The sequence below is a fragment of the Caulobacter sp. SLTY genome (genome assembly GCF_009905535.1).
GTDB lineage: Bacteria > Pseudomonadota > Alphaproteobacteria > Caulobacterales > Caulobacteraceae > Caulobacter.
Window position 1 is genome coordinate 41,384 of record NZ_JAAALA010000018.1, and the last position, 22,147, is coordinate 63,530.

Consider the following 22,147-nt stretch of genomic DNA (forward strand, 5'->3'; position numbering starts at 1 on the left):
TCGGCGTCTCTGCGCGCGATTCCGAAAGTGTCTGTTGGGGCGCCTCTCTATAGCGTCATGGACGAAACCGCCAGCCTCGGGCAGGACAGGCCCATGACAGCCCCCTCCCCCTGGTGGTCGCCGGACCGGCACGAGGACCGCCGGCCATTCCTGATCGCCCGCAACAGGATCACCGCGGCGGTGCGGGCCTGGTTCGGGCAGCGGGACTTCACCGAGGTCGAGGCGGCAGCCCTGGCCGTCTCGCCCGGCAACGAGGCGCACCTGCACGCCTTCGCGACCGAGGCGATCACCACGGCGGGGGAGCGGGCGACCCTCTACCTCCACACCTCGCCGGAGTTCGCGGCCAAGAAGCTGCTGGCGGCGGGGGAGAGCCGGATCTTCGACCTGGCGCGGGTGTGGCGCAACCGCGAGCGGGGGCCGCTGCACAGTCCCGAATTCACAATGCTGGAGTGGTATCGGACAGGCGAGCCATACGAGCAGCTGATGGACGACTGCGCCGCCCTGCTGGCGCTGGCCGCCGAGACGGCCGGCGCGAAGACGCTGACCTTCAGAGGGCGGGAAGCCGACCCCTTCGCCGAACCGGAGCGGGTGACGGTGGCGCAGGCGCTGGAGCGGTTCGCGGGCGTGGACCTGCTAGCCACGGTGCAGGCGGATGGCACGACGGACTTGGGCGGCCTGGCGGCGCAGGCGCGCGCCGCCGGCGTTCGGGTGGCGGAGGACGACAGCTGGGCCGATGTGTTCAGCCGGCTGCTGGTCGAGAAGGTGGAGCCGAACCTGGGCATCGGCCGGGCGACTATCCTCTGTGAATACCCGATCAGCGAAGCGGCCTTGGCGCGGCCCAAGCCGGAAGACCCCCGGGTGGCCGAACGGTTCGAGCTCTATGCCTGCGGCGTGGAGCTGGCCAATGCGTTCGGGGAACTGACCGTCCCGGCCGAGCAGCGCCGGCGGTTCGAGATCGAGATGGCGGAGAAGGCGCGGGTGTACGGCGAGCGCTATCCGATCGACGAGGATCTGCTGGCGGCGCTGGCGGCGATGCCGGCGGCCTGTGGCTCGGCGCTGGGGTTCGACCGGCTGGTGATGCTGGCCACGGGCGCGAGCAGGATCGATCAGGTGCAGTGGACGCCGGTTCCGTAATCCCCACCCTGTCATCCTTCGGTTCGCCCTGCGGGCGCCCGAAGGATGACATGAGGGGGAGAGGGCGCCATATGGCGCGCGTGACCCGCACCCTCCGCACCGTTGAAGCCTTGGCCGACGCCGGCCTGATCGCGCCTCAAGACCGACCGGGCCTGGAGGCGGTGGCGGCGCGGTATGCAGTGGCGATCACGGCGGGGATGGCGGAGCTGATCGATCCGGCGGACGCCGCCGACCCGATCGCGGCCCAGTTCCTGCCGCAGGAGGCGGAGCTCGTCGCCACGCCGCTGGAGCGGGCCGATCCGATCGGGGATGCGCCGCATACGCCGGTGACCGGGGTGGTGCATCGCTATCCCGACCGGGTGCTGCTGAAGCTGACCCACACCTGCGCCGTCTACTGCCGGTTCTGCTTCCGGCGGGAGATGGTCGGGCCGGAGGGGCATGGGAACCTGACGGCCGAGCAGCTGGACGCGGCGATGGCCTACATCGCCGGGCGGCCGGACGTCTGGGAGGTGATCCTGACCGGCGGCGACCCGTTGGTGCTGTCGCCCCGGCGGCTGCGGGCGGTGATGGACCGGCTGGCGGCCATCGACCATGTGAAGATCGTCCGCTTCCATACGCGGATCCCTGTGGTCGACCCGGAGGCCGTGACGCCCGAGCTGGTCGCCGCCCTGCGCGCGCCGGGCAAGACCACCTGGGTGGCGCTGCACGCCAACCATCCGCGCGAGATGACCCCGGCGGCGCGGGCGGCCTGCGCGCGGCTGATCGACGGCGGAGCGGCGATGGTCAGCCAGACGGTTCTCCTCAAGGGGGTCAACGACGATCCCGAGACTCTGGGGGCGCTGATGCGGGCCTTCGTCGAGACCCGTATCAAGCCCTACTACCTGCACCAGGGCGACCTGGCCCCCGGCACCGGCCACCTGCGCACCACCGTGGAAGAAGGCCAGGCGGTGATGCGGGCCATGCGCGGGGCGTTCAGCGGCCTATGCCAGCCGACCTACATCCTCGACATTCCCGATGGGCACGGGAAGGTGCCGGTGGGACCAGGGTATCTGGAGGGCGGGGTCGTTGAGGACCCGGCGGGACGCAGACGCGCTTATCCGCCGAAGGGCTGAGGCCACTATCGAAGCGGGTAGTATACGGGCGCCGGCGGTCGAGGGGGACTGGTTGCGCCGTAGGCGCTACCTGTCCCCGGTCAGCGCCGACGGTGGACACATCCCTGCTCCAGACGTCTGGATCGCGGCGGCTGAACGGCCGGTGCTGACCGCGGACAGGTAGCCCGCTTTGCGGGCAACCTGTCCCCCCTATTTCGCCAGCGCCGCTTGCGCCGCCGCGAGGCGGGCGATGGGGACGCGGAAGGGCGAGCAGCTGACGTAGTCCAGCCCAACCTTTTCGCAGAAGGCGATCGACGCCGGGTCGCCGCCGTGCTCGCCGCAGATGCCGAGCTTGACGTCCGGGCGGACGGCGCGGCCGCGTTCGGCGGCCAGCTTGACCAGTTCGCCGACGCCTTCCTGGTCGAGGGTGGCGAAGGGATCCTTCTCCAGGATGCCCTTCTCGCGATAGTCCTCGAGGAAGCGGGCGTCGTCGCGGCTCATGCCGAAGGTGGTCTGGGTCAGGTCGTTGGTGCCGAAGCTGAAGAACTCGGCGGTTTCGGCCAGGTCGCCGGCGCGCAGAGCGGCGCGGGGCAGCTCGATCATGGTGCCGACCAGGTATTTCAGGTCGACGCCCTGCTCCTCCAGCACCGCCTTGGCGGTGCGGTCGGTGAGCGCGCGCAGGAACTTCATCTCCAGCCCGTTGCCGACCAGCGGGTGCATGATCTCCGGCACCGGCGCGGGCTTGCCCGACTTGGCGATCTCGCAGGCGGCCTCGATGATGGCCCGAACCTGCATCTCGTAGATCTCGGGATAGCTGACCCCCAGGCGGCAGCCGCGATGGCCGAGCATGGGGTTGGTTTCCTTCAGCTCCAGGGCCCGGCGCATCAGCTTGGCGGAGTCGAGGCCGGTGGCCTCGGCGACGGCGGCCACGTCCTCCTCCGAATGGGGCAGGAACTCGTGCAGCGGCGGGTCGAGCAGGCGGATGGTGACCGGCAGCCCCTCCATGATGGTGAACAGCTCGACGAAGTCGGCCTTCTGGAAGGGGGCGATCTTGGCCAGGGCGGCGCGGCGGCCGCGCTCGTCGTCGGCCAGGATCATCTCGCGCACGGCGGCGATGCGGTGCTCGTCGAAGAACATGTGCTCGGTGCGACAGAGGCCGATCCCTTCCGCGCCGAACTGACGGGCGGCCTTGGCGTCGGCGGGGGTCTCGGCATTGGCGCGCACCTTCAAGCGGCGGACCTCGTCGGCCCAGACCATCAGGGCGGCGAAGTCGCCGGTCAGCTCCGGCTCGATCATCTTCACGGCGCCGGCCATCACCTCGCCGGTGGAGCCGTCGATGGTGACCACCTCGCCCTCGTTGAACTCGCGGCCGCGCACGGTGAAGCGGCGGTTCTTCACATCGATGATGATCTCCCCGGCCCCGGAGACGCAGGGGATGCCCCAGCCGCGGGCGACCACGGCGGCGTGGCTGGTCATGCCGCCCCGAGCGGTGACGATGCCGCGGGCCGCGTGCATGCCCTTGATGTCCTCAGGGCTGGTTTCGTGGCGGACCAGGATGACCGCCTCGCCCGCCTGGCCGCGACGCTCGGCGTCGTCGGAAGAGAAGACGATGGCGCCCACGGCCGCGCCGGGGCTGGCCGGCAGGCCCTTGGCGATCACGGCACGGGTGGCGTCGGGCGCGATGGTGGGGTGGAGCAGCTGGTCCAGGGCGCCCGGCTCGATGCGGGCGATGGCCTCTTCCTTGGTGATCAGGCCCTCGCCGGCCATCTCGACCGCGACCTTCAGCGAAGCCTTGGCGGTGCGCTTGCCGTTGCGGGTCTGCAGCATCCACAGCCGGCCCTGCTCGACGGTGAACTCCACGTCCTGCATGTCGCGGTAATGGCGTTCCAGCCGGGCGGCCACGTCGCGGAACTGGACGAAGACCTCGGGCAGGGCTTCTTCCATCGAGGGGTTGCGGTCGCCCATCTCCTCGCGGGCGGCCTGGGTCAGCGACTGCGGCGTGCGGATGCCGGCGACCACGTCCTCGCCCTGGGCGTTGATCAGGAACTCGCCGTAAAGGGCGGCCTCGCCTGTCGAGGGGTTGCGGGTGAAGGCGACGCCGGTGGCCGAGGTGTCGCCGAGATTGCCGAACACCATGGCCTGGATGTTGACCGCCGTGCCCCAGCTTTCGGGGATGTCGTGCATGCGGCGGTAGAACTTGGCCCGGTCGTTCATCCAGCTCTGGAACACGGCGCCGACCGCGCCCCACAGCTGGGCCTGGGGGTCCTGCGGGAAGGGCTGGCCCAGTTCCTTCTCGACGGCCTGCTTGTACTCGGCGACGATCGTCTCCCAGTCCTTGGCGGTCAGGGCGGTGTCGACATCCACGCCGAGGCGGTCCTTGTGGTCGTCGAGGATCTCCTCGAACGCATGGTGGTCGAGGCCCAGGACCACGTTGGAGTACATCTGGATGAAGCGGCGGTAGCTGTCGAAGGCGAAGCGGCGGTCGCCGGAGAGCTTGGCCAGGCCTTCGACCGTCTGATCGTTGAGGCCGAGGTTGAGGACCGTGTCCATCATCCCCGGCATCGAGGCCCGAGCGCCCGACCGCACCGAGACCAGCAGCGGGTTGGCCGCATCGCCGAAGGTCTTTTCGGTAATTTTCTCGATATGGGCGATGCCGCCGGCGACCTGTTCCGCCAGGTCGGCCGGGTAGCTCTGGCCGTCGGCGTAGTAGCGGTTGCAGGCCTCAGTGGTGATGGTGAAGCCGGGCGGGACGGGCAGGCCCAGCGACGACATCTCGGCCAGATTGGCCCCCTTGCCGCCCAGCAGGTTCTTCATCGAAGCGTCGCCTTCGGCGCCGCCGCCTCCGAAGCTGTAGACCCAGCGGTTCGTCATCAAGCCGTCCTCATTAGCGTCGCGATTCCGAAGGCCCATTCGGATGGGGGTCCAGATACAGGGCCGGAGCGCTCGGGGGAACACCCTCGGATAGGGTTTGATCCCGCGGCGCAGCGAAAGGCGGCGCTATCGTTCAGCCGCTACTGTCCAATCGGCTGGAGCGCTGATGACACTGACGCCTGCGCTGACCAGGGACAGGAACGCCGCTACGCGGCGATCCGGTCCCCCCTACCCCGTCACCAGGGAGAAGTCGGCGACCTTGCCCATGGCGGCCTGGACTTGCTGGAGCAGGCGTAGGCGGTTGTCGCGTTCGGCGGGGACGTCGCTGTTGACCAGCACCTTTTCGAAGAAGGCGTCGACCGGGGCGCGCAGGGCCGCCAGCGCGGTCATGGCGGCGGTGAAGTCCTCGGCCTCAAGGGCGGCGTCGAGCTTGGGGCCAAGCGCGGAAAGGGCGGCGAACAGGGCGCCTTCCTCAGCCGGATCGGCAACCTCTGTCGGGGCGCCTTGCGGGAGGGGACCCTTCTTCTCCTCGGCCTTGAGGATGTTGGCGGCGCGGCGGTAGCCGGCCAGCAGGTTGGCCCCGTCCTCGGTCTTCAGGAAGGCGTCGAGGGCCTCCACCCGGGCGACGATGCGGACGAGGTCGTCGTCATTCAGGGCAAAGACGGCGTCGACCAGGTCGAAGCGCTTGCCCTGGTCGCGGAGGGTGACCTTCAGGCGGTCGGCAAAGAAGGGCATCAGGGTCTGGGCCTGGACGCCCGGAACCGAGTTGAGCGGCAGGCGCAGGCCCTTCTCGAGGATGATGCGGATTACCCCCAGCGCCGCGCGGCGCAGGGCGTAGGGGTCGCGCGAGCCGGTCGGCTTCTCGTCGATACTGAAGAAGCCGACGAGGGTGTCGAGCTTGTCGGCCAGGGCGACGGCGGTCCCCAACGGGCCAGTCGGGATCTCGTCCGAGGGGCCTTGAGGGCGGTAGTGGTCGCGGATGGCGTCGGCCAGGGCGGCGTCCTTGCCATCGGCCAGGGCGTAGTAGCGGCCCATGACGCCCTGCAGCTCGGGGAACTCGCCGACCATCTGGCTGGCGAGGTCGGACTTGGCGACCGTGGCGGCCTGATGAGCCTGCGTCGGATCCGCGCCGACTTGAGCGGCCAAGTGATGGGCCAGGGTGGCGATGCGTTCGACCCGCTCCGCCATGGAGCCCAGCTTGGCATGGTAGGTCACGCCCGACAGTTTGTCGTTCCAGGCGTCGAACCCGCTCTTGCGGTCCTCATCCCAGAAGAACCGGGCGTCGCTCAGGCGCGCCGACAGCACCTTGGCGTTACCCGCCGCGATGGTGCGGCCGCCGTCTTCGGCGGCGACGTTGGCCACGACCAGGAAATGCGGCGCCAGCTTGCCGGTCGCGGGGTCGCGGACGGCGAAGTATTTCTGGTGGGTGCGCATGGAGGTGCGGATGACCTCCGGGGGGAGGTCGAGGAAGGCCGGGTCCATGTCGCCGAGGACCGGGACCGGCCATTCGGCGAGGCCGGCGACCTCGTCCAGCAGGCCTTCGTCTTCCACCAGTTCGAGGTTGCGGGCGAAGCAGAGGGTGCGGGCGCCTTCCAGAATGCGCTGTTTGCGTTCCTCTGGGTCGAGGACGACGTAGTGGCCGGCCAGGGCCTCGCGGTATTCGTCGAAATCGCGTGCGCGGAAGACGCCGCCGCTGCCCATGAAGCGGTGGCCTTGGGAAAGGTCGCCGGCCTCCAGGCCCTCGAAGGCGATCGGCACGATTTCGCGGTCGAAGACGCAGAGGATGCGTTGCAGCGGGCGGACCCAGCGCAGCTTGCCGCTGCCCCAGGTCATCGACTTGGGCCAGGGGAAGTTTCGGACGGTCGCCTCGACCAGCTCGGCGACGATCTCGGTGGTCGGGCGGCCCTTGGACTGGCTGCGGCCGAACCAGACGCCGTCCTGCTCGACCAGCTGGTCGCGGGTCAGGCCGGTCTTGCGCAGGAAACCGTCGATGGCCTGGTCGGGGGCGCCGACGCGGGGGCCTTTCAGCTCCTCGTCACGGTCGGCCTGGGCGATGGGCAGGCCCTCGACCACCAGGGCGAGGCGACGGGGACCGGCGAAAGCCTTCATGCCCTCGCTGATCAGGCCGGCGGCCGACAGGCCGTCGCGCATCATCCGTTCCAGGTCGCGGCCGGCCTGGGCCTGCATGCGCGCGGGGATTTCTTCGGAGAAGAGTTCGAGAAGCAGTTGGGGCATGAGACTTTTAGGGTTCGACGGGGGTGTCGGAAAGGACCTGGCGGATCTGGTCGGCGCGCTCACCGGTAAGCCGGGAAATGTGGACGCGGATGGTGAAGCCTCCCCATCGCCGCCCGCCTCGGTCGTAGACCCAGTCGGTGATGTCCGCCGGATCGACGGTGACCCGATCACCCTCTCTGACGCCGACGTCGAGGGTCGGGACGTTGTCCAGGATGCCGGTAATCTTGCCGCCCGGACGGCTGATGTCGCGAACCCACATATACTCTGAGCCGCCGTTCTTGACGGGGAAGCGCACCTTCAAGAGGGCGCTATCGTGGACCTGCTGGTCGCTCTCGAAGCGGCGCCAGAAGTCGGGCAGCGTGCGACGCGCCTCGCCGATGGCCGCATTCATCGCCCTGTCGTCTTCAGAGAAGTTGAGGACGTTTTCCGTAGGCTCGGACTGGGCAAACGCGACCATGGGGGCGGCGACCAGAACCGCCGCCAGCAAGAGGGCGAACGGCTTCATGCCGCCTGCTCCTGCTGCTTCATCCACTCGCTGGCGCAGAGCTTACAGAGGTCGCGGATGCGGCCGATGTAGCTGGCGCGCTCGGCCACCGCGATGGCGCCGCGGGCGTTCATGACGTTGAACAGGTGGCTGGCCTTCAGCACATGATCATAGGCGGGAAGGACCAGCTTCTGGCCCTGGGGACCGACGCCGACCTCGAGGATGCGGACCACCTGGCGCTCCATGTCCTCGAACTGGCGCTTGAGGGTTTCGACGTCGGCGACCTCGAAATTGTAGGCGCTCATCTGGCGCTCGTTCTCGAGGAAGACCTCGCCGTAGGACATGCCTCGATCGTTGAACGGCAGGTCGTAGACATTGTCGACGCCGAACACATACATGGCCAGGCGCTCGAGGCCGTAGGTCAGTTCGCCGGCGACGGGGCTGACGTCCAGGCCGCCGACCTGTTGCATGTAGGTGTATTGCGACACCTCCATCCCGTCGCACCAGACCTCCCAGCCCAGGCCCCAGGCGCCGACGGTGGGGTTTTCCCAGTCGTCCTCGACGAAGCGGATATCGTGCAGGCGGGTGTCGATGCCGATGGCTTCGAGGCTGCCCAGGTACTGGTCCTGCATGTCCGGCGGGTTGGGCTTCAGCAGCACCTGGTACTGGTAATAATGCTGCAGCCGGTTGGGGTTCTCGCCATAGCGGCCGTCGCCGGGGCGGCGGCTGGGCTGAACGTAGGCGGCGCTCCAGGGCTTGGGGCCGAGGGCGCGGAGGACCGTCGCAGGGTGCAGGGTGCCGGCGCCGACCTCGACGTCGTGCGGCTGAAGGATCACGCAGCCGCGCTCGCTCCAGTAGTTGTGGAGCGTCAGGATCAGGCCCTGGAAGGACGTGGGTTTAGCGGCGGTCATGATGTTGTTCGCAGGCGCAAAAAAAGTCGGCGGACCATAGGGCCCGCCGACCTTAGCTTCAACACCTCCTGAGGGCCCACCAAACCCCTCTCCCTGAGGGAGAGGGGGGGCGCGTACTCGCTTGCCGTCGGGGTTGCCTAGCGGTTGCCCTTGGCGGCGGTCCGCTTACCGGCGCGCGACATCGGCGGGTACTTGGCGCGGTTTTCGGCGGTGTCGAGCACCGGGCCGTTGGTCACCACGGTCGGCTGGGCGGTAGCCGTCGCGACCTGAGCGGCCGGGTCGGCCGTTTCAGTCGGCGCCGGGGCGGCCGGCATGGTGGCGGGGGCCATCGGGGCGGTCGGCTCGACCTGCTCGGCGGGGGCCTCGTCAGACGGCATGGTCTGCTGTTCGGCCGGCATGGTGGTCGCCGGGGCCGCCGGATCGGTGGCCGGCTGCTGGTAGCTGGCGCGGATGAAGCCGGTCTCGCCCATGTCGGTGGTCAGGTTGGTCGCGACGGGGGTCGGGGTGTTGACGATCACCTTGTCGACCACGTGGATGGTGCCGTTGGTGGCCTTGACATCCGACTGCAGCACGGTGGCGTTGCCGGCCATGATGCTGTCGCCGCTGCCGTCGATCATGATGGCCGGGCCGGCCACCGAGTTCACCGGACCCTTGGCGCCCTTGATCTTCGTCGAGTCGATCGTGGCGTTGATCAGGTGGCCGGTGAGCAGCTTCTGCAGCTCCGCCGGATTCTTCATCAGCCGGTCCAGTTCGCCGGCCGGCAGGGCGGCGAAGGCCGCGTCGGTCGGGGCGAACAGGGTCAGGTTCTGATTGGTCTTCAGCACACTGGTCAGGTTGGTGGCGTCGAGCGCCTTCGTGAGGGTGGTGAACTGTCCGGACGCCTTCAGAGTCTCGACGATGTCACCCTTGGCGACCACGGCCGGAGCGGTGGGCGCGGTCGGAGCCGCCGCCGGGGCCGGGGCAGCGGCCGACGGAGCCGTCGCGGGCGCCGGGGCCGGGGTGGTGGAGGTCGGCGTTTCCGTAGCTTCGGTGGGCTCAGCAGGCTGGGCGGGCTGGGTCGTGGTCGGCTTCGCCGGCGCGGTCTGGTCCTGGGCGCTCGCCTGGGCGCCGAAGATCAGGGCGGCGGCGGCAACGGTCGAAAGCAGGGTCAGGGTTTTCATCTGTGGTCATTCCTTACTTTGCTTGGGGGAGGAAGGCGGAGGCGCGGGATCGAAGCGCGGATCCGCCGGTGGAAGGGATGGCCCGTCCGGGGGCGGCCCGTCGTTTAAACTGCGATCCGCGATCAGTTGCCACGGGCGGCGGTGCGCTTGCCGGCCCGCGACATCGGCGGGTACTTGGCGCGGTTCTCGGCGGTATCGAGCACCGGGCCATTGGTCACCACCGTGGGCTGGGCGGACGCGTAGGCGACCTGATCGGCCGGGCTCGGTTCAGCCATCGGCATGGGCGCCGGAGCGCCTTGCTCGACCTTCATCTCCTGTTCGGCGGCGCGGACCTCATCGTTCCGGTCGAAGGTCGAGCGCTTCTGGTTCGGGTCGATCGGGCCGCTGGGCGTGGTGGTCTGGGTCGGCGGGGCTGAATCCTGGGTCGATTGGGCGGAGGCCTGGCCGGCGAACAGGGCGACGGCCGCGGCGGCGGTCAGCAGGGTGAGGGCTTTCATCGGGGCTTTTCCTTGGGTTTGACTAGTTGCCGACGGCGCGCGTCTTGCGGCCGCCGTTGGAGTCCGGGCCGCCGGTGGCGGCGCGCGTCGAGGGGGTGTCCGGGATCGGCTGGTTGGAGGTGACCGTCGGATCACCCGCCTTCAGCAGATAGGCCTGCTCGACCGGGGTCGGGGAACTGGTCGGGATGACAGCGGGCGCGTCGGCGCTGGTCGCGACGTCAGAGGCGGGGTCGCCGGCCGGCGGCATCGCCTCCTCCTCGCCCACCACGGGGGCGGCGGGATCGGTCAGCGGCGTGGTGGCCGGGGCTTCACCCTCCGGCGGCGAAGCGGGGCTCTGCGCCAAGGCTGGAGCCGCGATCGATAGCACCGCCAGAGATGCGGCGGTGGTCAGAACATGGTGCAGGCGCATGGTGTCCTCGGCGGCTGCGCCCTTTCGGGCATGGCCCCCCGACCAGGCAGTCAGCGCGCCGGGCGGCGAGTCCGTTGCCCGATATCACGCGTTCGTGATCGTCTCACCGATCAGCGTCCGAGGAAGACGAAGGCGGCCCCCAGGGCGATGAAACCGAAGCCGACGAGCGTTTGCCAGCGCACCGCTTCGCCCAGGTAAGTGACCGAAAAGACGATGAAAACCGTCAGGGTGATGACCTCCTGAATGGTCTTCAGCTGGGCCGTGCTCCACACAGCCGAACCGATGCGATTGGCGGGAACGGCGAGCGCGTATTCGGGTAGCGCGATCAGCCAGCTGGCCAGGATGACAAGCCAAAGCGCCACGGCCTTGTGCTTCAGATGGCCGTACCACGCGAACGTCATGAAGATGTTGGAGACGGTCAGCAGCCCGATCGGCAGCAGACGTTCCCAGAGGGTCGGGATCATCGAGAAACTCCGTTGGAGAGGCAGGAGCTTACCCTTGGATAGGCCTCGGATGGGCGCCCAATTTTCGGGCATCGCGCCCCGTCGCCGCTCAGCGAACGGGCGCGCCGCCTCTTTCTTGCCGATTCCCTAACAGCGCCGGCCCGGCCCCCGGGAACCCAGCCGCTAGCGTGCCCGGCGATCGCTCAGCGGACCAGGCCGGGTCCACCGTCGATCGCCATTGCACAATAACGAGGGGCGTTCGTCGCAGGGCGGGCGGAACAAGGCGGATGAAACTGATCATAGCGGTGGTCAAACCCTTCAAGCTGGACGAGGTGCGTGAAGCCCTGGTCGCGGCTGGCGTCGAGGGGATGACCGTCTCCGAGGTGAAGGGCTACGGCCGACAGAAGGGCCAGACCGAAATCTACCGGGGCGCCGAGTACCAGGTGAATTTCGTGCCCAAGGTGAAGGTCGAGGTGGCCGTCGATGACGCCGCCGCCGGCAAGGCCGTGGAGGCCATCAAGGCCGCCGCCGCCACCGGCAAGATCGGCGATGGCAAGATCTTTGTCCTCAACCTCGAGGACGCGGTGCGGATCCGCACGGGCGAGTCCGGCGCCTCGGCGCTGTGAGCTTAAAAAACAGGGGATAGGATCATGAAAACACTCAAGTTTGGACGGCTGGCCGGGCTGATGCTCGCCGCCGCCATCGCCGGAGCGCCGATGGCGGCTCCGGTGTTCGCCCAGGAGGCCCCGCCCGCCGCGGCCGCCACCACCGAAGCGCCGGCCCCGGCCGCCGCCGCGCCCGCCGAGGCCGCGCCGGCCGCCGCCGAGGAAGCGGCGCCCGCTGCTCCGACCCCTGACAAGGGCGACACCACCTGGATGATGGTCTCGATGATCCTCGTCCTGATGATGATCATTCCCGGCCTCGCGCTGTTCTACGGCGGCCTGGTGCGGTCCAAGAACATGCTGTCGATGCTGGTGCAGGTGACCACGGTCGCCGCCATCGGCATCCTCTGCTGGGTCGGTTGGGGCTACAGCCTGGCCTTCACCAGCGGCGGAGCGCTCGACGACTTTGTCGGGGGCTTGAGCAAGGTCGGCCTGACCGGGGCGATCTTCAACGACGCCGGCGCCTTCACCAACGTCGAGACCTTCTCCAAGGACGTGGTCATCCCCGAGCTGATCTTTGTCGCCTTCCAGGCCACCTTCGCGGCGATCACCGCGGCCCTGGTGCTGGGTGGCGTCGCCGAGCGGATGAAGTTCCTGGCCGTGGTGGTGTTCGCCGTCCTCTGGCCGCTGCTCTCCTACTACCCGCTGGCCCACATGGTCTGGTGGTGGGCCGGGGCCACTTCGGCGTTCGGTATGGAAGCGTCCGACCTGACCGGCGGCGCGGGCCTGCTGTGGAGCTGGGGCGCGCTGGACTTCGCCGGCGGCACCGTGGTGCACATCAACGCCGGTATCGCGGCCCTGGTCGGCGCCCTGATCCTGGGCAAGCGCACCGGCTACCAGAAGGAGCCGATGCAGCCGCACAGCCTGACGCTGACCATGGTCGGCGCCGGCCTGCTGTGGGTGGGCTGGTTCGGCTTCAACGCCGGTTCCAACCTGGAGGCCAACGGCTATGCCGGCCTGGCTTTGATCAACACCCTGGTCTGCACCGCCGCGGCGGGCGTCAGCTGGCTGATCACCGAACAGGTCACGCGCGGCAAGGCGTCTGCGCTGGGCCTGGCCTCCGGTCTGGTCGCCGGTCTGGTCGCGGTCACGCCGGCCGCCGGCTTTGCCGGCCCGCTGGGCTCGATCGTGCTCGGCCTGATCGTCTCGCCGATCTGCGTGATCTTCTGCTCGGTCGTGAAGAACGCGCTGAAGTATGACGACAGCCTGGACGCCTTCGGCATCCACGCCATCGGCGGCATCATCGGGGCCATCGCCACGGGCTTCCTGGTCAATCCGGCCTGGGGCGGCGCGGGCGTGGTGGACTTCACCAACGGCACGACCGGCTACGACATGGGCGTGCAGGTGATGGCCCAGGTGAAGGCCGTCGGCTTCGCCATCCTCTGGTCGGCCGTGGCTTCGACCATCGTCTTCCTCCTGATCAAGCTGATCTTCGGCCTGCGCGTCAGCGCGGAAACCGAAGAGGATGGTCTGGATATCGCCGAGCACGGGGAGCGGGCCTACCACTAGTCTTCAGGTAGGATCCCCTCTCCCCATCTCCGGGGGGAGATCAGCGGGGGGCGTGGCGGGCAACCGCCACGCCCTTCGGCGTTTCTGGGGGGCCTTGCGAAGGCGGAGAGAGTGGTCGTCGCTCCCCCTCTGGGGGAGCTGTCCGATGCGAATACGCATCGGACTGAGGGGGCAGCGCCGCCTTGTTGGGTTGATCATAGGCGCCGACATCGACGGCAGCGCCATAACGCTCCCCGTCCTGTCCGTTCGGCGCCGCCCCCACCACCACGCGCGTATTCGCGCGCGGTCCCCCGCCCCCGAAGGGGGCGGAACTAAATGGACTGTCCGACGCGCCCTACCCCAGCCGACACCGCCGGACCCACCAGTCCGGGCGCATGCTTTCCAGCCGCTCGGCCAGGCCCTCGGCCTCGATGTCGCCGGCGCAGAGGGCGAAGCAGGTCGCGCCCGAACCGCTCATCCTGGCCAGCAGGGTTTCCGGCTCGCCGCGCAGGGTTTCCAGCACCTCACCGATGGCGGGGGTCAGGGACACCGCCGGGGCCTCCAGGTCGTTGCGGCAGCCGGCCATGACGGCGGCCACCTCGACCGCGTCCTCGAAGGCATCGGGCAGCCACGGCCGTTCTGCGTTCCCCGGCGCGCCTGCCTCGTCATAGGCGCGGTAGACCGGGCCGGTCGGCGAGGCGACGCGCGGATTGACCAGCACCGCGTCGAGCGACGGCATCCCGGGCGCGCGGACCAGCACCTCGCCCCTGCCCTCGCCGATCACCGTGCCGCCCCACAGGCAGGCGACGCCGTCGGAGCCGAGCCCGGCGGCGATGGCGTTCAGGGCCTCGTCCTGCATCGGGATGTCGAGCGCATCGCGCAGCAGGCGCAGGGTGGCCCCCGCGTCCGACGATCCGCCGCCCAGGCCCGCCGCGATCGGCAGCTGTTTGTCGAGGATCAGGCGGAACGGCGGCAAGGGTCGCCCCGCCGCCTTGGTCAGGGCCCAGGCGGCCCGCAGGACCAGATTGTTGGGCTCCAGCGCCAGTCCGGCGGCGAAGGGGCCGGTGACCTCGAAATCCAGCGCCTCGGACGGTTGCACGGCCACCCGGTCGCCGACATCGGCGAACACCATCAGGCTGCTGACCGGGTGGAAGCCGTCGGCGGCCAGAGAGCCGACGTGCAGATAGAGGTTCACCTTGGCGGGTGCGAAAGCGGACAGGCCCATGCCCCTACCCCGATCCGTTCGCTACTGGCGCTGTGCGACCACCGGCTTGACGCCCGTCAGCCCCTTGGCGAGCTTTTCCTCGGCCTTGGCCTTGATCGTGGCGTTGGGCTTCAGCTGCAGCACGCGGTTCCACTGGAAGCGGGCCTCGATCTGGCGACCGACCTGCCAGTAGGCGTCGCCGAGGTGGTCGTTGATCTCCGGATCGGCGGGCTCGAGCATGGCGGCGCGTTCGAGGTGCTCGACGGCGTTGCGGTAGTCGCCCATGCGGAAATAGGCCCAGCCCAGGCTGTCGATCATCGGCCCGCTGCGGGGATTGGCGGCGACGGCCTTCTGGACCATGGCCATGGCCTCGCCCAGCCGCTCTCCACGGTCGATCCAGCTGTATCCAAGGTAGTTGAGCAGTTCCGGCTCGTCCGGCTGCATGGCCAGGGCCTTCTGCAGGTCGGCCTCGGCGCCCGGCCAGTCACCGCTCCGCTCGCGGGAGATGGCGCGCATGTAGAAGAGGCGCCAGTCGGCCGCCTCGCCGTCGATCGCGATGACCTGGTCCATCAGCTTGGCGGACTCGGCGTACCGCTCGTTGGCCCGCAGGATGTCGGCATAGGTGACCAGGCCATCGCGGTCGCCACCGGCCGCGCCATCCGCGGCCATCTTCAGGGCGGCCTCGCTCTCGCCGGCCGCCTGGAACGACCAGGCCAGCCGCGAGCGGGCGGTGGCGTATTCGCGCGAGGCGGTCCCTATGCGGGCGTAGGCGGCGCGGGCGTTTTCCGCGTCCTCCATGCCGGTGTAGGCGTCGCCGATCTCGACCCACAGCTCATCGCGGCTGGAGTCCAGCCGGGCCGACAGGCGCAGGTAGGCCAGCGCCAGGCCGTACTGCTTTTCCGCCGACATGGCCGAGGCCGGGATCAACAGGGCGCGGGCGCCGCCCTGCTTGAGCGTGGTCATGGCCGGCGGCTTCTTGCGGGCGGCGGCGCGGGCGCGGGCGGCGGTCAGGGCCGGGTCGTTGCGGCGCACCTTCAGGGCGGCGTCATAGACAGCCACCGCCTCCGGCCCACGCTTGCGGCGTTCGAGGAAGGCGCCGTAGTCGGGGGCGAAGATGGCCGAGGCCTCGCCGTAGGACATCAGGATCTTGTAGTTGGTCTCGGCCTCGTCATAGCGCTTGAAGTGCTCGAACAGGAGGGCCTGGTTCAGCAGGCCGAACACCTCGACCAGCCGGTCGCCGCGCAGCACCGGGCGAGTGACCGCCGCGTCCATGTCGCCGCCCGCCGCCGCCGCCCAGGGGGCGAACAGCACCGCCGCCTGGCGGTGCGGGAAACCGACGCCCTGGTCGATCATGATGGCCTTGGCGGTGGCGCCATCGCCGCTGGCCAGGGCGTCCACCGCCTTGGTCAGAAGGCCCAGCCGCACGATGACCACCGGCCCCTCGCCCTCGGCGGGCGCCAGCTGGGCGGCCTTCTGGACATCGCCGGCGAACAGGGCGGTCTGGAAGCTGCGCTGCTTGAGGCTGGTGGCTTCGGCGCCGGCGATCTGGGCCTTGGAGAAGTAGTCGAAGGCCTCCTCGTTCTGGCCATCGGCCTGGGCCGCCTGGCCGGCCAGGAACAGGCCGTAACCGGAGCGGCCTTCCTCGGGCGCCTCGACCGCCGCCGGCTGCGACGGACGCAGGCCGGCATCGTCCGCTGAGGGCGTGGTGGCGCAGGCCGCCAGGAACAGGACGGACAGGGCGGCGGAGGCAAGGGCGAGGCGCTTCATGGAGCCTAACTTGCCGCAATCGGTGGCGGGAGCAAGGCGGTTCGCGCGGGATGGGGCCTTAGCCGGCATCCCGCGTGGGAAACGCTACATGTTCGGGTAGTTCGGCCCGCCGCCGCCTTCCGGCGTGGTCCAGACGATGTTCTGCGACGGGTCCTTGATGTCGCAGGTTTTGCAGTGGACGCAGTTTTGGGCGTTGATCTGGAACTTCGGATTGTTCCCCGCCTCGTCGTACAGCACCTCATAGACCCCGGCCGGGCAGTAGAGCCGGGCCGGTTCGCCGTACTTGGGCAGGTTCACCGCGATCGGGATCGACGGGTCCTTCAGCTTCAGGTGGGCCGGCTGGTCTTCCTCGTGGTTCGTCGCCGACAGGAAGACGCTGGACAGCTTGTCGAAGCTGATCACGCCGTCGGGCTTGGGATAGACCAGCTGCTTGTTGCCGAACTCGGCGGCCGTGCCGGTCGATTCCGCGTCGGTCTTTCCGTGCTTGAGGGTGCCGAAGAAGGAGAAACCGCCCAGCAGGTGCGTGCACCACATGTCGAACATGCCGGCGGCGCCGCCCAGCGCGGTGCCCAGTTTCGACAGCAGCGGCTTGGCGTTGCGGACGGTCTTCAGTTCCTTGGCGACCCAGCTGTTCTCGTAGGCCGCCTGGTATTCGACCAGCTCATCCGACGCCCGGCCGGCCTGGACGGCCTTGAAGGCTTCCTCGGCGGCCAGCATGCCGGTCTTCATGGCGTTGTGGCTGCCCTTGATGCGCGGCACGTTGACGAAGCCGGCCGAGCAGCCGACCAGCACGCCGCCGGGGAAGGTCAGCTTGGGCACCGACTGATAGCCGCCCTCGGTGATGGCGCGGGCGCCGTAGGCGATGCGCTTGCCGCCCTCCAGATAGGGCTTCACCGAAGGGTGGTGCTTGAATCGCTGGAACTCGTCGAAGGGCGAGAGGAAGGGGTTCTTGTAGGAGAGGTGGACCACGTAGCCGATGGCCACGTAGTTGTCCCCGAAGTGGTACATGAAACTGCCGCCGCCGGTGTTGGCGTCCAGCGGCCAGCCGGTGGTGTGCTGGGCCAGGCCCGGGCGGTGGTTGGCGGCGGGCACCTGCCACAGCTCCTTGATGCCGATGCCGTACTTCTGGGGCTCCTTGCCCTTGGCCAGGTCGAACTTGGCGATCAGCTTCTTGGCCAGCGAGCCGCGCACGCCCTCGGCGATGAAGACGTACTTGCCGTGCAGCTCCATGCCGGGCTGGTAGTCGGGCTTCTTCTCGCCGTCCTTGCCAACGCCGACCACGCCGACCACCACGCCCTTGACCGAGCCATCGTCGTTCCAGACCAGGTCGGAGGCGGCGAAGCCCGGATAGATCTCGACGCCCAGTTCCTCGGCCTTGCCGGCCAGCCAGCGACAGACGTTACCCAGCGAGGCGATGTAGCAGCCGTCGTTGTGCATGAACGGCGGCATGGCGAACATCGGCAGGTCCAGCTCGCCCTGCGGGCCGAGCACCAGGAATTTGTCCTTGGTGACCGGCGTCTCAAGCGGCGCGCCCTGTTCCTTCCAGTCGGGGATCAGTTCGGTCAGCGCCTTGGGATCGATCACCGCGCCCGACAGGATATGGGCCCCGACCTCGGAGCCCTTTTCCAGCAGGGCGACCGAAATCTCGGTCCCGGCCGCCTCGGCCATCTGTTTCAGACGGATCGCCGAGGCCAGCCCGGCCGGGCCGCCACCCACGATCACGACATCATATTCCATCGCTTCGCGTTCTTCGGCGGCCGCGTCGATGTCGCTCATGGTCAGTCCTCGGTTCGAAAGTCTGGTCCGCTTATCGTGATCTGACCCGACGGCGGTCAAGCATCAATGGGCCCTCAAATGGCCTAAAGGCCGTTCGCGGCAAGCCAGTTGCTAATGGCTCTCAAGTAACCACCCTTCGAGGGGGGTGACCCGGGCTTGGCGGCCCCCTATCCTCTCCTCCGATGACTCCCGCCCTCGACCGCCGCGCCGCTGAGGCCCTGCTCGCCTTCTGGGCCGAGGCGGGGGTGGAGGCGCTGTATGGCGAGGCGCCGATCGACCGGTTGGCCGAGGGGGCCGAGCGGCTGAAGGCCAAGCCTCGGCCGGCTCCGCCGCCGCCGACTCCGCTGCGGTCGGGCCGGCCCGGACCGGCCGCGCCCGACATCGGCGCGGCCCTCGCCCAGGCCCAGGAGATGGCCGCGGCCGCCCAGACGCTCGAACAGCTGGCCGAGGCCATCGCGGCCTTCGAAGGCTGCCCGCTGCGCTACGAGGGCGCCCGGCAGGCGGTGTTCGCGCGGGGCAATCCGCAGGGACCGGTGATGGTCATCGGCGAGGGCCCCGGCGGCGACGAGGATGCGCAGGGGGCGCCGTTCGTCGGCCGCGCGGGGCAACTGCTGGATCGCATGTTAGGCGCCGCCGGCCTGACCGACCGGGTGTTCATCACCAACACCGTCTTCTGGCGTCCGCCCGGCAACCGCACGCCGACCCCGGCGGAACAGGCCGTCTGTGCGCCATTCCTCGAGCGGGCCGTCGCCCTGGTGAATCCGAAGATGCTGCTGCTGGCCGGCGGGGCCTCGGCCAAGAGTGTGCTGAAGCGGGACGAGGGCATCCTCGCCATGCGCGGCCGGTGGTTCGAATGGAAGTCGGCCGATGGTTCGCTGGACCTGCCCGCCATGCCGACACTCCACCCCGCCTTCCTGCTGCGTCAGCCGGCAGCCAAGAAGAAGGCGTGGCTGGACCTTCTGACGCTGACCGAAAGGCTTGATCGAGCGGGACGGCCTGCCTAAAGCTGCACGTCTCTTGCAACGGGGACCGGGCGAGCGTTGTGCGCGCGGGGGTGAAACGGCATGGCGTCTGCCGCTGATCGGCTTTGCAGGGCTCTGATCCTGACAGTTTTCGCCCTTCTGGCGGCGAGCTGGCTGGCGGCCGGGACCGCCCTGGCCGCCGACAAGCCGCTGAGCAACGCCGACGAGGCTCGCTACCGCGCCGCCTTCGCCGCCGCCGACCGGGGCGACTTCGACGCCGCCGAAGAAGCGCTGGAAAAGGTCAGGGATCGCTCGCTGGTCGGCCATGTGGCCTTCGTCAAGCTGATGCACCCCACCGACTACCGCGCCACCTACGCCGAACTGGCCGACTGGTTGGACGATCATCGGGAGCTGGGCGGGGCCGAGCGGATCTACGTCCTGGCCCAGAAGCGACAGCCTAAGGGAACCCGCGAGCCCAAGGCGCCCAGCTTCATCGCCGTGGCCCGCGCCTGGACGGCCAGCGCCGTCGACAGCGGCGACGCCAGCTTCCGGGCGCGGGACGCCTACTACAGCGGCCGGGTCAGCGAGGCCTGGGTGCTGGCCCCGGGCGCGGATGAGCCCTGGATCGCCGGCCTGGCGGGCTGGCGCCTGGGCAAGGTGGACGAGGCCCGCAAGTTCTTCCTGCAGGTGGCGGCGGACGACACCTACGACGACTGGATGCGGGCCGGCGCCTGGTTCTGGGCCGGCCGGGCGGCCGAGCGTAGCGGCGACCTCGCCAACGCCCGCGTCTATTTCGGCCGGGCCGCGGCGGCGCCCTACACGTTCTACGGCCTGCTGGCCCGGCGGAAGCTGGAGCTGGAGGGCCATCGGATGGTCGCCCTGCCTCCCGTCGCCCAGAAGGCCATGGCCCCGGTCCCGAACGAGGCGCCGGAGGGCGACGTCAGCCCGCTGCTGGTCAAGGTCTCCGCCCGCGAACAGGAGCATGCCGACGGCCTGGTCTCCCGCGACCCGCGCGCCCGTCGCGCCGCCGCGCTGGTGCAAGTCGGCCGTCCGATTGAGGCGGCGCAGGAGCTGCGTATCGGGCTGGCCACGGCCGGTTCCGAGACGGGCCAGCGCGAATGGCAGTCGCTGATCGTCGCCCTGAAGGTTCCGCTGCAGCTGGCGGCGACCCCGACCACGGCCGGTAAGAAGAAGCCGGCCCGCCCCTATCGACCGGAAGCCTATGACGAGCCGGAACTGTGGCCGGATGGCGGGTTCACCCTTGACCGCGCCCTGGTCTACGCCCTCGTGCGCCAGGAGAGCCGCTTCAACCCTTACGCCTACAGCCACGCCGGGGCGGTGGGGCTAATGCAGGTGCTGCCGACCTCGGCGGCCTATGCGGCCGGGGACGACAGCCTGGTGAACAACATCATGCCGCTGTTCGATCCGCCGGTGAACCTGCGGGTCGGCCAGGACTATATGAGCTGGCTGATGCAGAAGGGCCTGGGCGGTGGCGACCAGGGCTACGACCTGTTCCGCGTGATCGCCGCCTACAACGGCGGGCCGGGGGCTGTGATCAAGACCCGTGGCCGCATGGAACTGGACGCCGACGCCCTGCTGTTCATGGAAAGCCTGCCGGCGAAAGAGACGCGGGAATACGTCGAGAAGGTCGCCTTCGGCTACTGGACCTATCGCCGGAAGTGGGGCCAGCCGACCCCGACCCTCGACTCGGCGGTGCGCTATGAGCGGATCGTCGACATGCGGATCGACCAGGCGGCGGGCGTTCAGTTGGCGTCCGACAAGGCGGGCTCGCCGACTCGCTAGCGCGTTACCAGCGCGTCAAGCCGGTCGATCCGGCCGCGCAGGCGGCGCAGCAGATCCGGGCCTTCGCCACCGCCGACCTCATCGTACAGCCGACGGGAGACCAGCAGGCTCTCATCGCCCTTGACCCCCTGCCGCCAGGCCGGTCGACGCCCGTCGCGGGAGAGACGGAAACAGCCGGCGCGCGCCCAGTCGCTCCCCAGATGCCGTGCGACCGGCGCCTCCCAACCGGATGACGGCACGAGGCCGGGCCGGAGCAGCATCAACCAGTCGCCCCGCGCGGCGGCGCAGGCATCCGCCACCCCTTGGCCCCGGAAGATGCGCGCACCCGCATCATCGGCGATGTCCAGGGTGGCGTCGGTCGATCCCTGATCAACGACCAGCAGCTCCTTGACCAGCCCGTCCACCGCCGCAGGCACCAGCGCCGCCAGGGTGGCGGATAGGGCCTGGCCACTGTTCAACGTGGGGATCACGACGGAGATCATCCGGCCGTCATGACGGGTCGTGACCGACGAGGAAAGCCCGGGCATCCGTTTGGACCGGATGTTCCCGCTTCGTTGCGTCCGTTAACCAAGGGGCATGACCACCGGGTTCCGGCTTTGTCCTCGAGCCGCTATCGGCGATTGTTCCAGAACGGCGTCGGTTGGCCGGCCGCGAGCCATTGGTTCAGCCCGTCCGGCTGGATTGTGCTGCATCGCCCTTGGGTCACGTCGGTCCTGGCAGGCCAGTAGGCGACCCCTGCCCCCCACTGGAAATTCTGCCCCGTCTTGCCGTTCGCGGCCAGGATCACCCCGAAGCTGTAGGGCTCGACCACCATGTTGAAGTCGACCTTGCCGGTCACCAGGTGAGCGGGCTGAAACACCAGGAGGGGGCGTACGCAATAGGGGATGGAGGTGGTGTTCCTGATTCCGATCAGGGTCATCCCGAAGTCGCTTGCCGACGCGACGCTCATCGAGAGCTGGAGCCCTTGAAATCCGCTGTTGTCGAGCCAGCGGCTCTCGTCATCGAAATTGACGTTGTTGGCGATCTGACTGTTGCTGAACCCGCGATCCCTGAGGGCCTTCTGAATTTGCTGTCGCGCCGTGTCCTGCGCCTGGGCCACGGAGGGCGCCATGAGCGGAAGGAGCGCCGCAAGGCAGAGGGCGGAAAAGCGCAGGTGCATCGCAGGACTCTCCAAATGTCTGTTATCCGACATTTAGAACGAGAGGCGCCGGCGAGAACATCCCCATTTGCGGTATGTCGGCGCCAAGGAA

The 22,147-nt window shown here is 69.1% G+C and carries 19 protein-coding genes; 6 read left to right on the plus strand and 13 right to left on the minus strand.

The features are described 5' to 3' along the window. The first annotated feature begins 57 nt into the window (after nt 1-57). Nucleotides 58-1,134, plus strand: a complete 1,077-nt coding sequence (epmA, locus tag GVN21_RS11880; RefSeq protein ID WP_240902892.1) for an EF-P lysine aminoacylase EpmA — start codon at nt 58-60, stop codon at nt 1,132-1,134. A gap of 71 nt (nt 1,135-1,205) precedes the next feature. After that, complete coding sequence (locus GVN21_RS11885) at nt 1,206-2,246, plus strand: lysine-2,3-aminomutase-like protein (protein ID WP_166574964.1); 1,041 nt, start codon at nt 1,206-1,208, stop codon at nt 2,244-2,246. A gap of 189 nt (nt 2,247-2,435) precedes the next feature. On the opposite strand, the gene ppdK is transcribed toward GVN21_RS11885, so the two are convergent. From ppdK to GVN21_RS11925, 8 genes are all read right to left on the minus strand, one after another. After that, on the minus strand, nt 2,436-5,096 hold the full coding sequence (gene ppdK, locus GVN21_RS11890) for a pyruvate, phosphate dikinase (RefSeq protein ID WP_166574965.1): 2,661 nt from the start codon (nt 5,094-5,096) through the stop codon (nt 2,436-2,438). Nucleotides 5,097-5,324: 228 nt separating this feature from the next. Beyond that, nucleotides 5,325-7,331, minus strand: coding sequence for a glycine--tRNA ligase subunit beta (gene glyS / locus GVN21_RS11895; protein ID WP_166574966.1), 2,007 nt, complete (start codon nt 7,329-7,331; stop codon nt 5,325-5,327). Between the two features lie 7 nt (nt 7,332-7,338). After that, on the minus strand, nt 7,339-7,836 hold the full coding sequence (locus GVN21_RS11900; RefSeq protein ID WP_166574967.1) for a DUF2314 domain-containing protein: 498 nt from the start codon (nt 7,834-7,836) through the stop codon (nt 7,339-7,341). Next, nucleotides 7,833-8,726, minus strand: a complete 894-nt coding sequence (locus GVN21_RS11905) for a glycine--tRNA ligase subunit alpha (RefSeq protein ID WP_166574968.1) — start codon at nt 8,724-8,726, stop codon at nt 7,833-7,835. The genes GVN21_RS11900 and GVN21_RS11905 overlap by 4 nt, the downstream gene beginning before the upstream one ends. Nucleotides 8,727-8,863: 137 nt before the next feature. Further along, the gene (locus GVN21_RS11910) at nt 8,864-9,886 is read right to left on the minus strand and encodes a fasciclin domain-containing protein (RefSeq protein ID WP_166574969.1); all 1,023 of its coding nucleotides are present in this window, start codon (nt 9,884-9,886) and stop codon (nt 8,864-8,866) included. A gap of 122 nt (nt 9,887-10,008) precedes the next feature. After that, a complete protein-coding gene (locus GVN21_RS11915; RefSeq protein WP_166574970.1) occupies nt 10,009-10,383 on the minus strand; it encodes a hypothetical protein in 375 nt (124 codons plus the stop codon). Between the two features lie 22 nt (nt 10,384-10,405). Continuing rightward, entirely contained in the window at nt 10,406-10,792 is a 387-nt protein-coding gene (locus tag GVN21_RS11920; RefSeq protein WP_166574971.1) for a hypothetical protein, read from the minus strand. A 110-nt stretch (nt 10,793-10,902) separates the two neighbouring features. Further along, nucleotides 10,903-11,253 carry a DMT family protein gene (locus GVN21_RS11925; RefSeq protein WP_346764256.1) on the minus strand — a complete coding sequence of 117 codons (351 nt, stop codon included), beginning with the start codon at nt 11,251-11,253 and terminating at the stop codon, nt 10,903-10,905. 269 nt (nt 11,254-11,522) lie between these two features. On the opposite strand from GVN21_RS11925, the gene GVN21_RS11930 reads away from it, so the two are divergent. Together GVN21_RS11930 and GVN21_RS11935 are read left to right on the plus strand one after the other, a co-directional pair. Next, nucleotides 11,523-11,861: a P-II family nitrogen regulator gene (locus GVN21_RS11930; protein WP_166574973.1), complete on the plus strand. Its 339-nt coding sequence runs from the start codon at nt 11,523-11,525 to the stop codon at nt 11,859-11,861. 24 nt (nt 11,862-11,885) lie between these two features. Next, nucleotides 11,886-13,406, plus strand: coding sequence for an ammonium transporter (locus GVN21_RS11935; RefSeq protein WP_166574974.1), 1,521 nt, complete (start codon nt 11,886-11,888; stop codon nt 13,404-13,406). A 334-nt stretch (nt 13,407-13,740) separates the two neighbouring features. Here the strand turns inward: GVN21_RS11935 and GVN21_RS11940 are convergent, their stop codons facing one another. From GVN21_RS11940 to GVN21_RS11950, 3 genes are all read right to left on the minus strand, one after another. Beyond that, entirely contained in the window at nt 13,741-14,610 is an 870-nt protein-coding gene (locus tag GVN21_RS11940; RefSeq protein WP_166574975.1) for a 4-(cytidine 5'-diphospho)-2-C-methyl-D-erythritol kinase, read from the minus strand. Between the two features lie 21 nt (nt 14,611-14,631). Further along, nucleotides 14,632-16,356 carry a tetratricopeptide repeat protein gene (locus tag GVN21_RS11945; RefSeq protein ID WP_166574976.1) on the minus strand — a complete coding sequence of 575 codons (1,725 nt, stop codon included), beginning with the start codon at nt 16,354-16,356 and terminating at the stop codon, nt 14,632-14,634. 84 nt (nt 16,357-16,440) lie between these two features. After that, nucleotides 16,441-18,132, minus strand: a complete 1,692-nt coding sequence (locus tag GVN21_RS11950; protein ID WP_166574977.1) for an electron transfer flavoprotein-ubiquinone oxidoreductase — start codon at nt 18,130-18,132, stop codon at nt 16,441-16,443. Between the two features lie 182 nt (nt 18,133-18,314). On the opposite strand from GVN21_RS11950, the gene GVN21_RS11955 reads away from it, so the two are divergent. Both GVN21_RS11955 and GVN21_RS11960 read left to right on the plus strand, forming a co-directional pair. Then, entirely contained in the window at nt 18,315-19,136 is an 822-nt protein-coding gene (locus GVN21_RS11955) for a uracil-DNA glycosylase (RefSeq protein WP_166574978.1), read from the plus strand. Nucleotides 19,137-19,196: 60 nt separating this feature from the next. After that, a complete protein-coding gene (locus tag GVN21_RS11960) occupies nt 19,197-20,897 on the plus strand; it encodes a lytic transglycosylase domain-containing protein (protein WP_166574979.1) in 1,701 nt (566 codons plus the stop codon). On the opposite strand, the gene GVN21_RS11965 is transcribed toward GVN21_RS11960, so the two are convergent. Continuing rightward, entirely contained in the window at nt 20,894-21,367 is a 474-nt protein-coding gene (locus tag GVN21_RS11965; protein ID WP_346764253.1) for a glycosyltransferase, read from the minus strand. The genes GVN21_RS11960 and GVN21_RS11965 overlap by 4 nt on opposite strands. A 140-nt stretch (nt 21,368-21,507) precedes the next feature. Next, the gene (locus GVN21_RS11970) at nt 21,508-22,056 is read right to left on the minus strand and encodes a hypothetical protein (RefSeq protein ID WP_166574981.1); all 549 of its coding nucleotides are present in this window, start codon (nt 22,054-22,056) and stop codon (nt 21,508-21,510) included. Nucleotides 22,057-22,147: the final 91 nt, after the last annotated feature.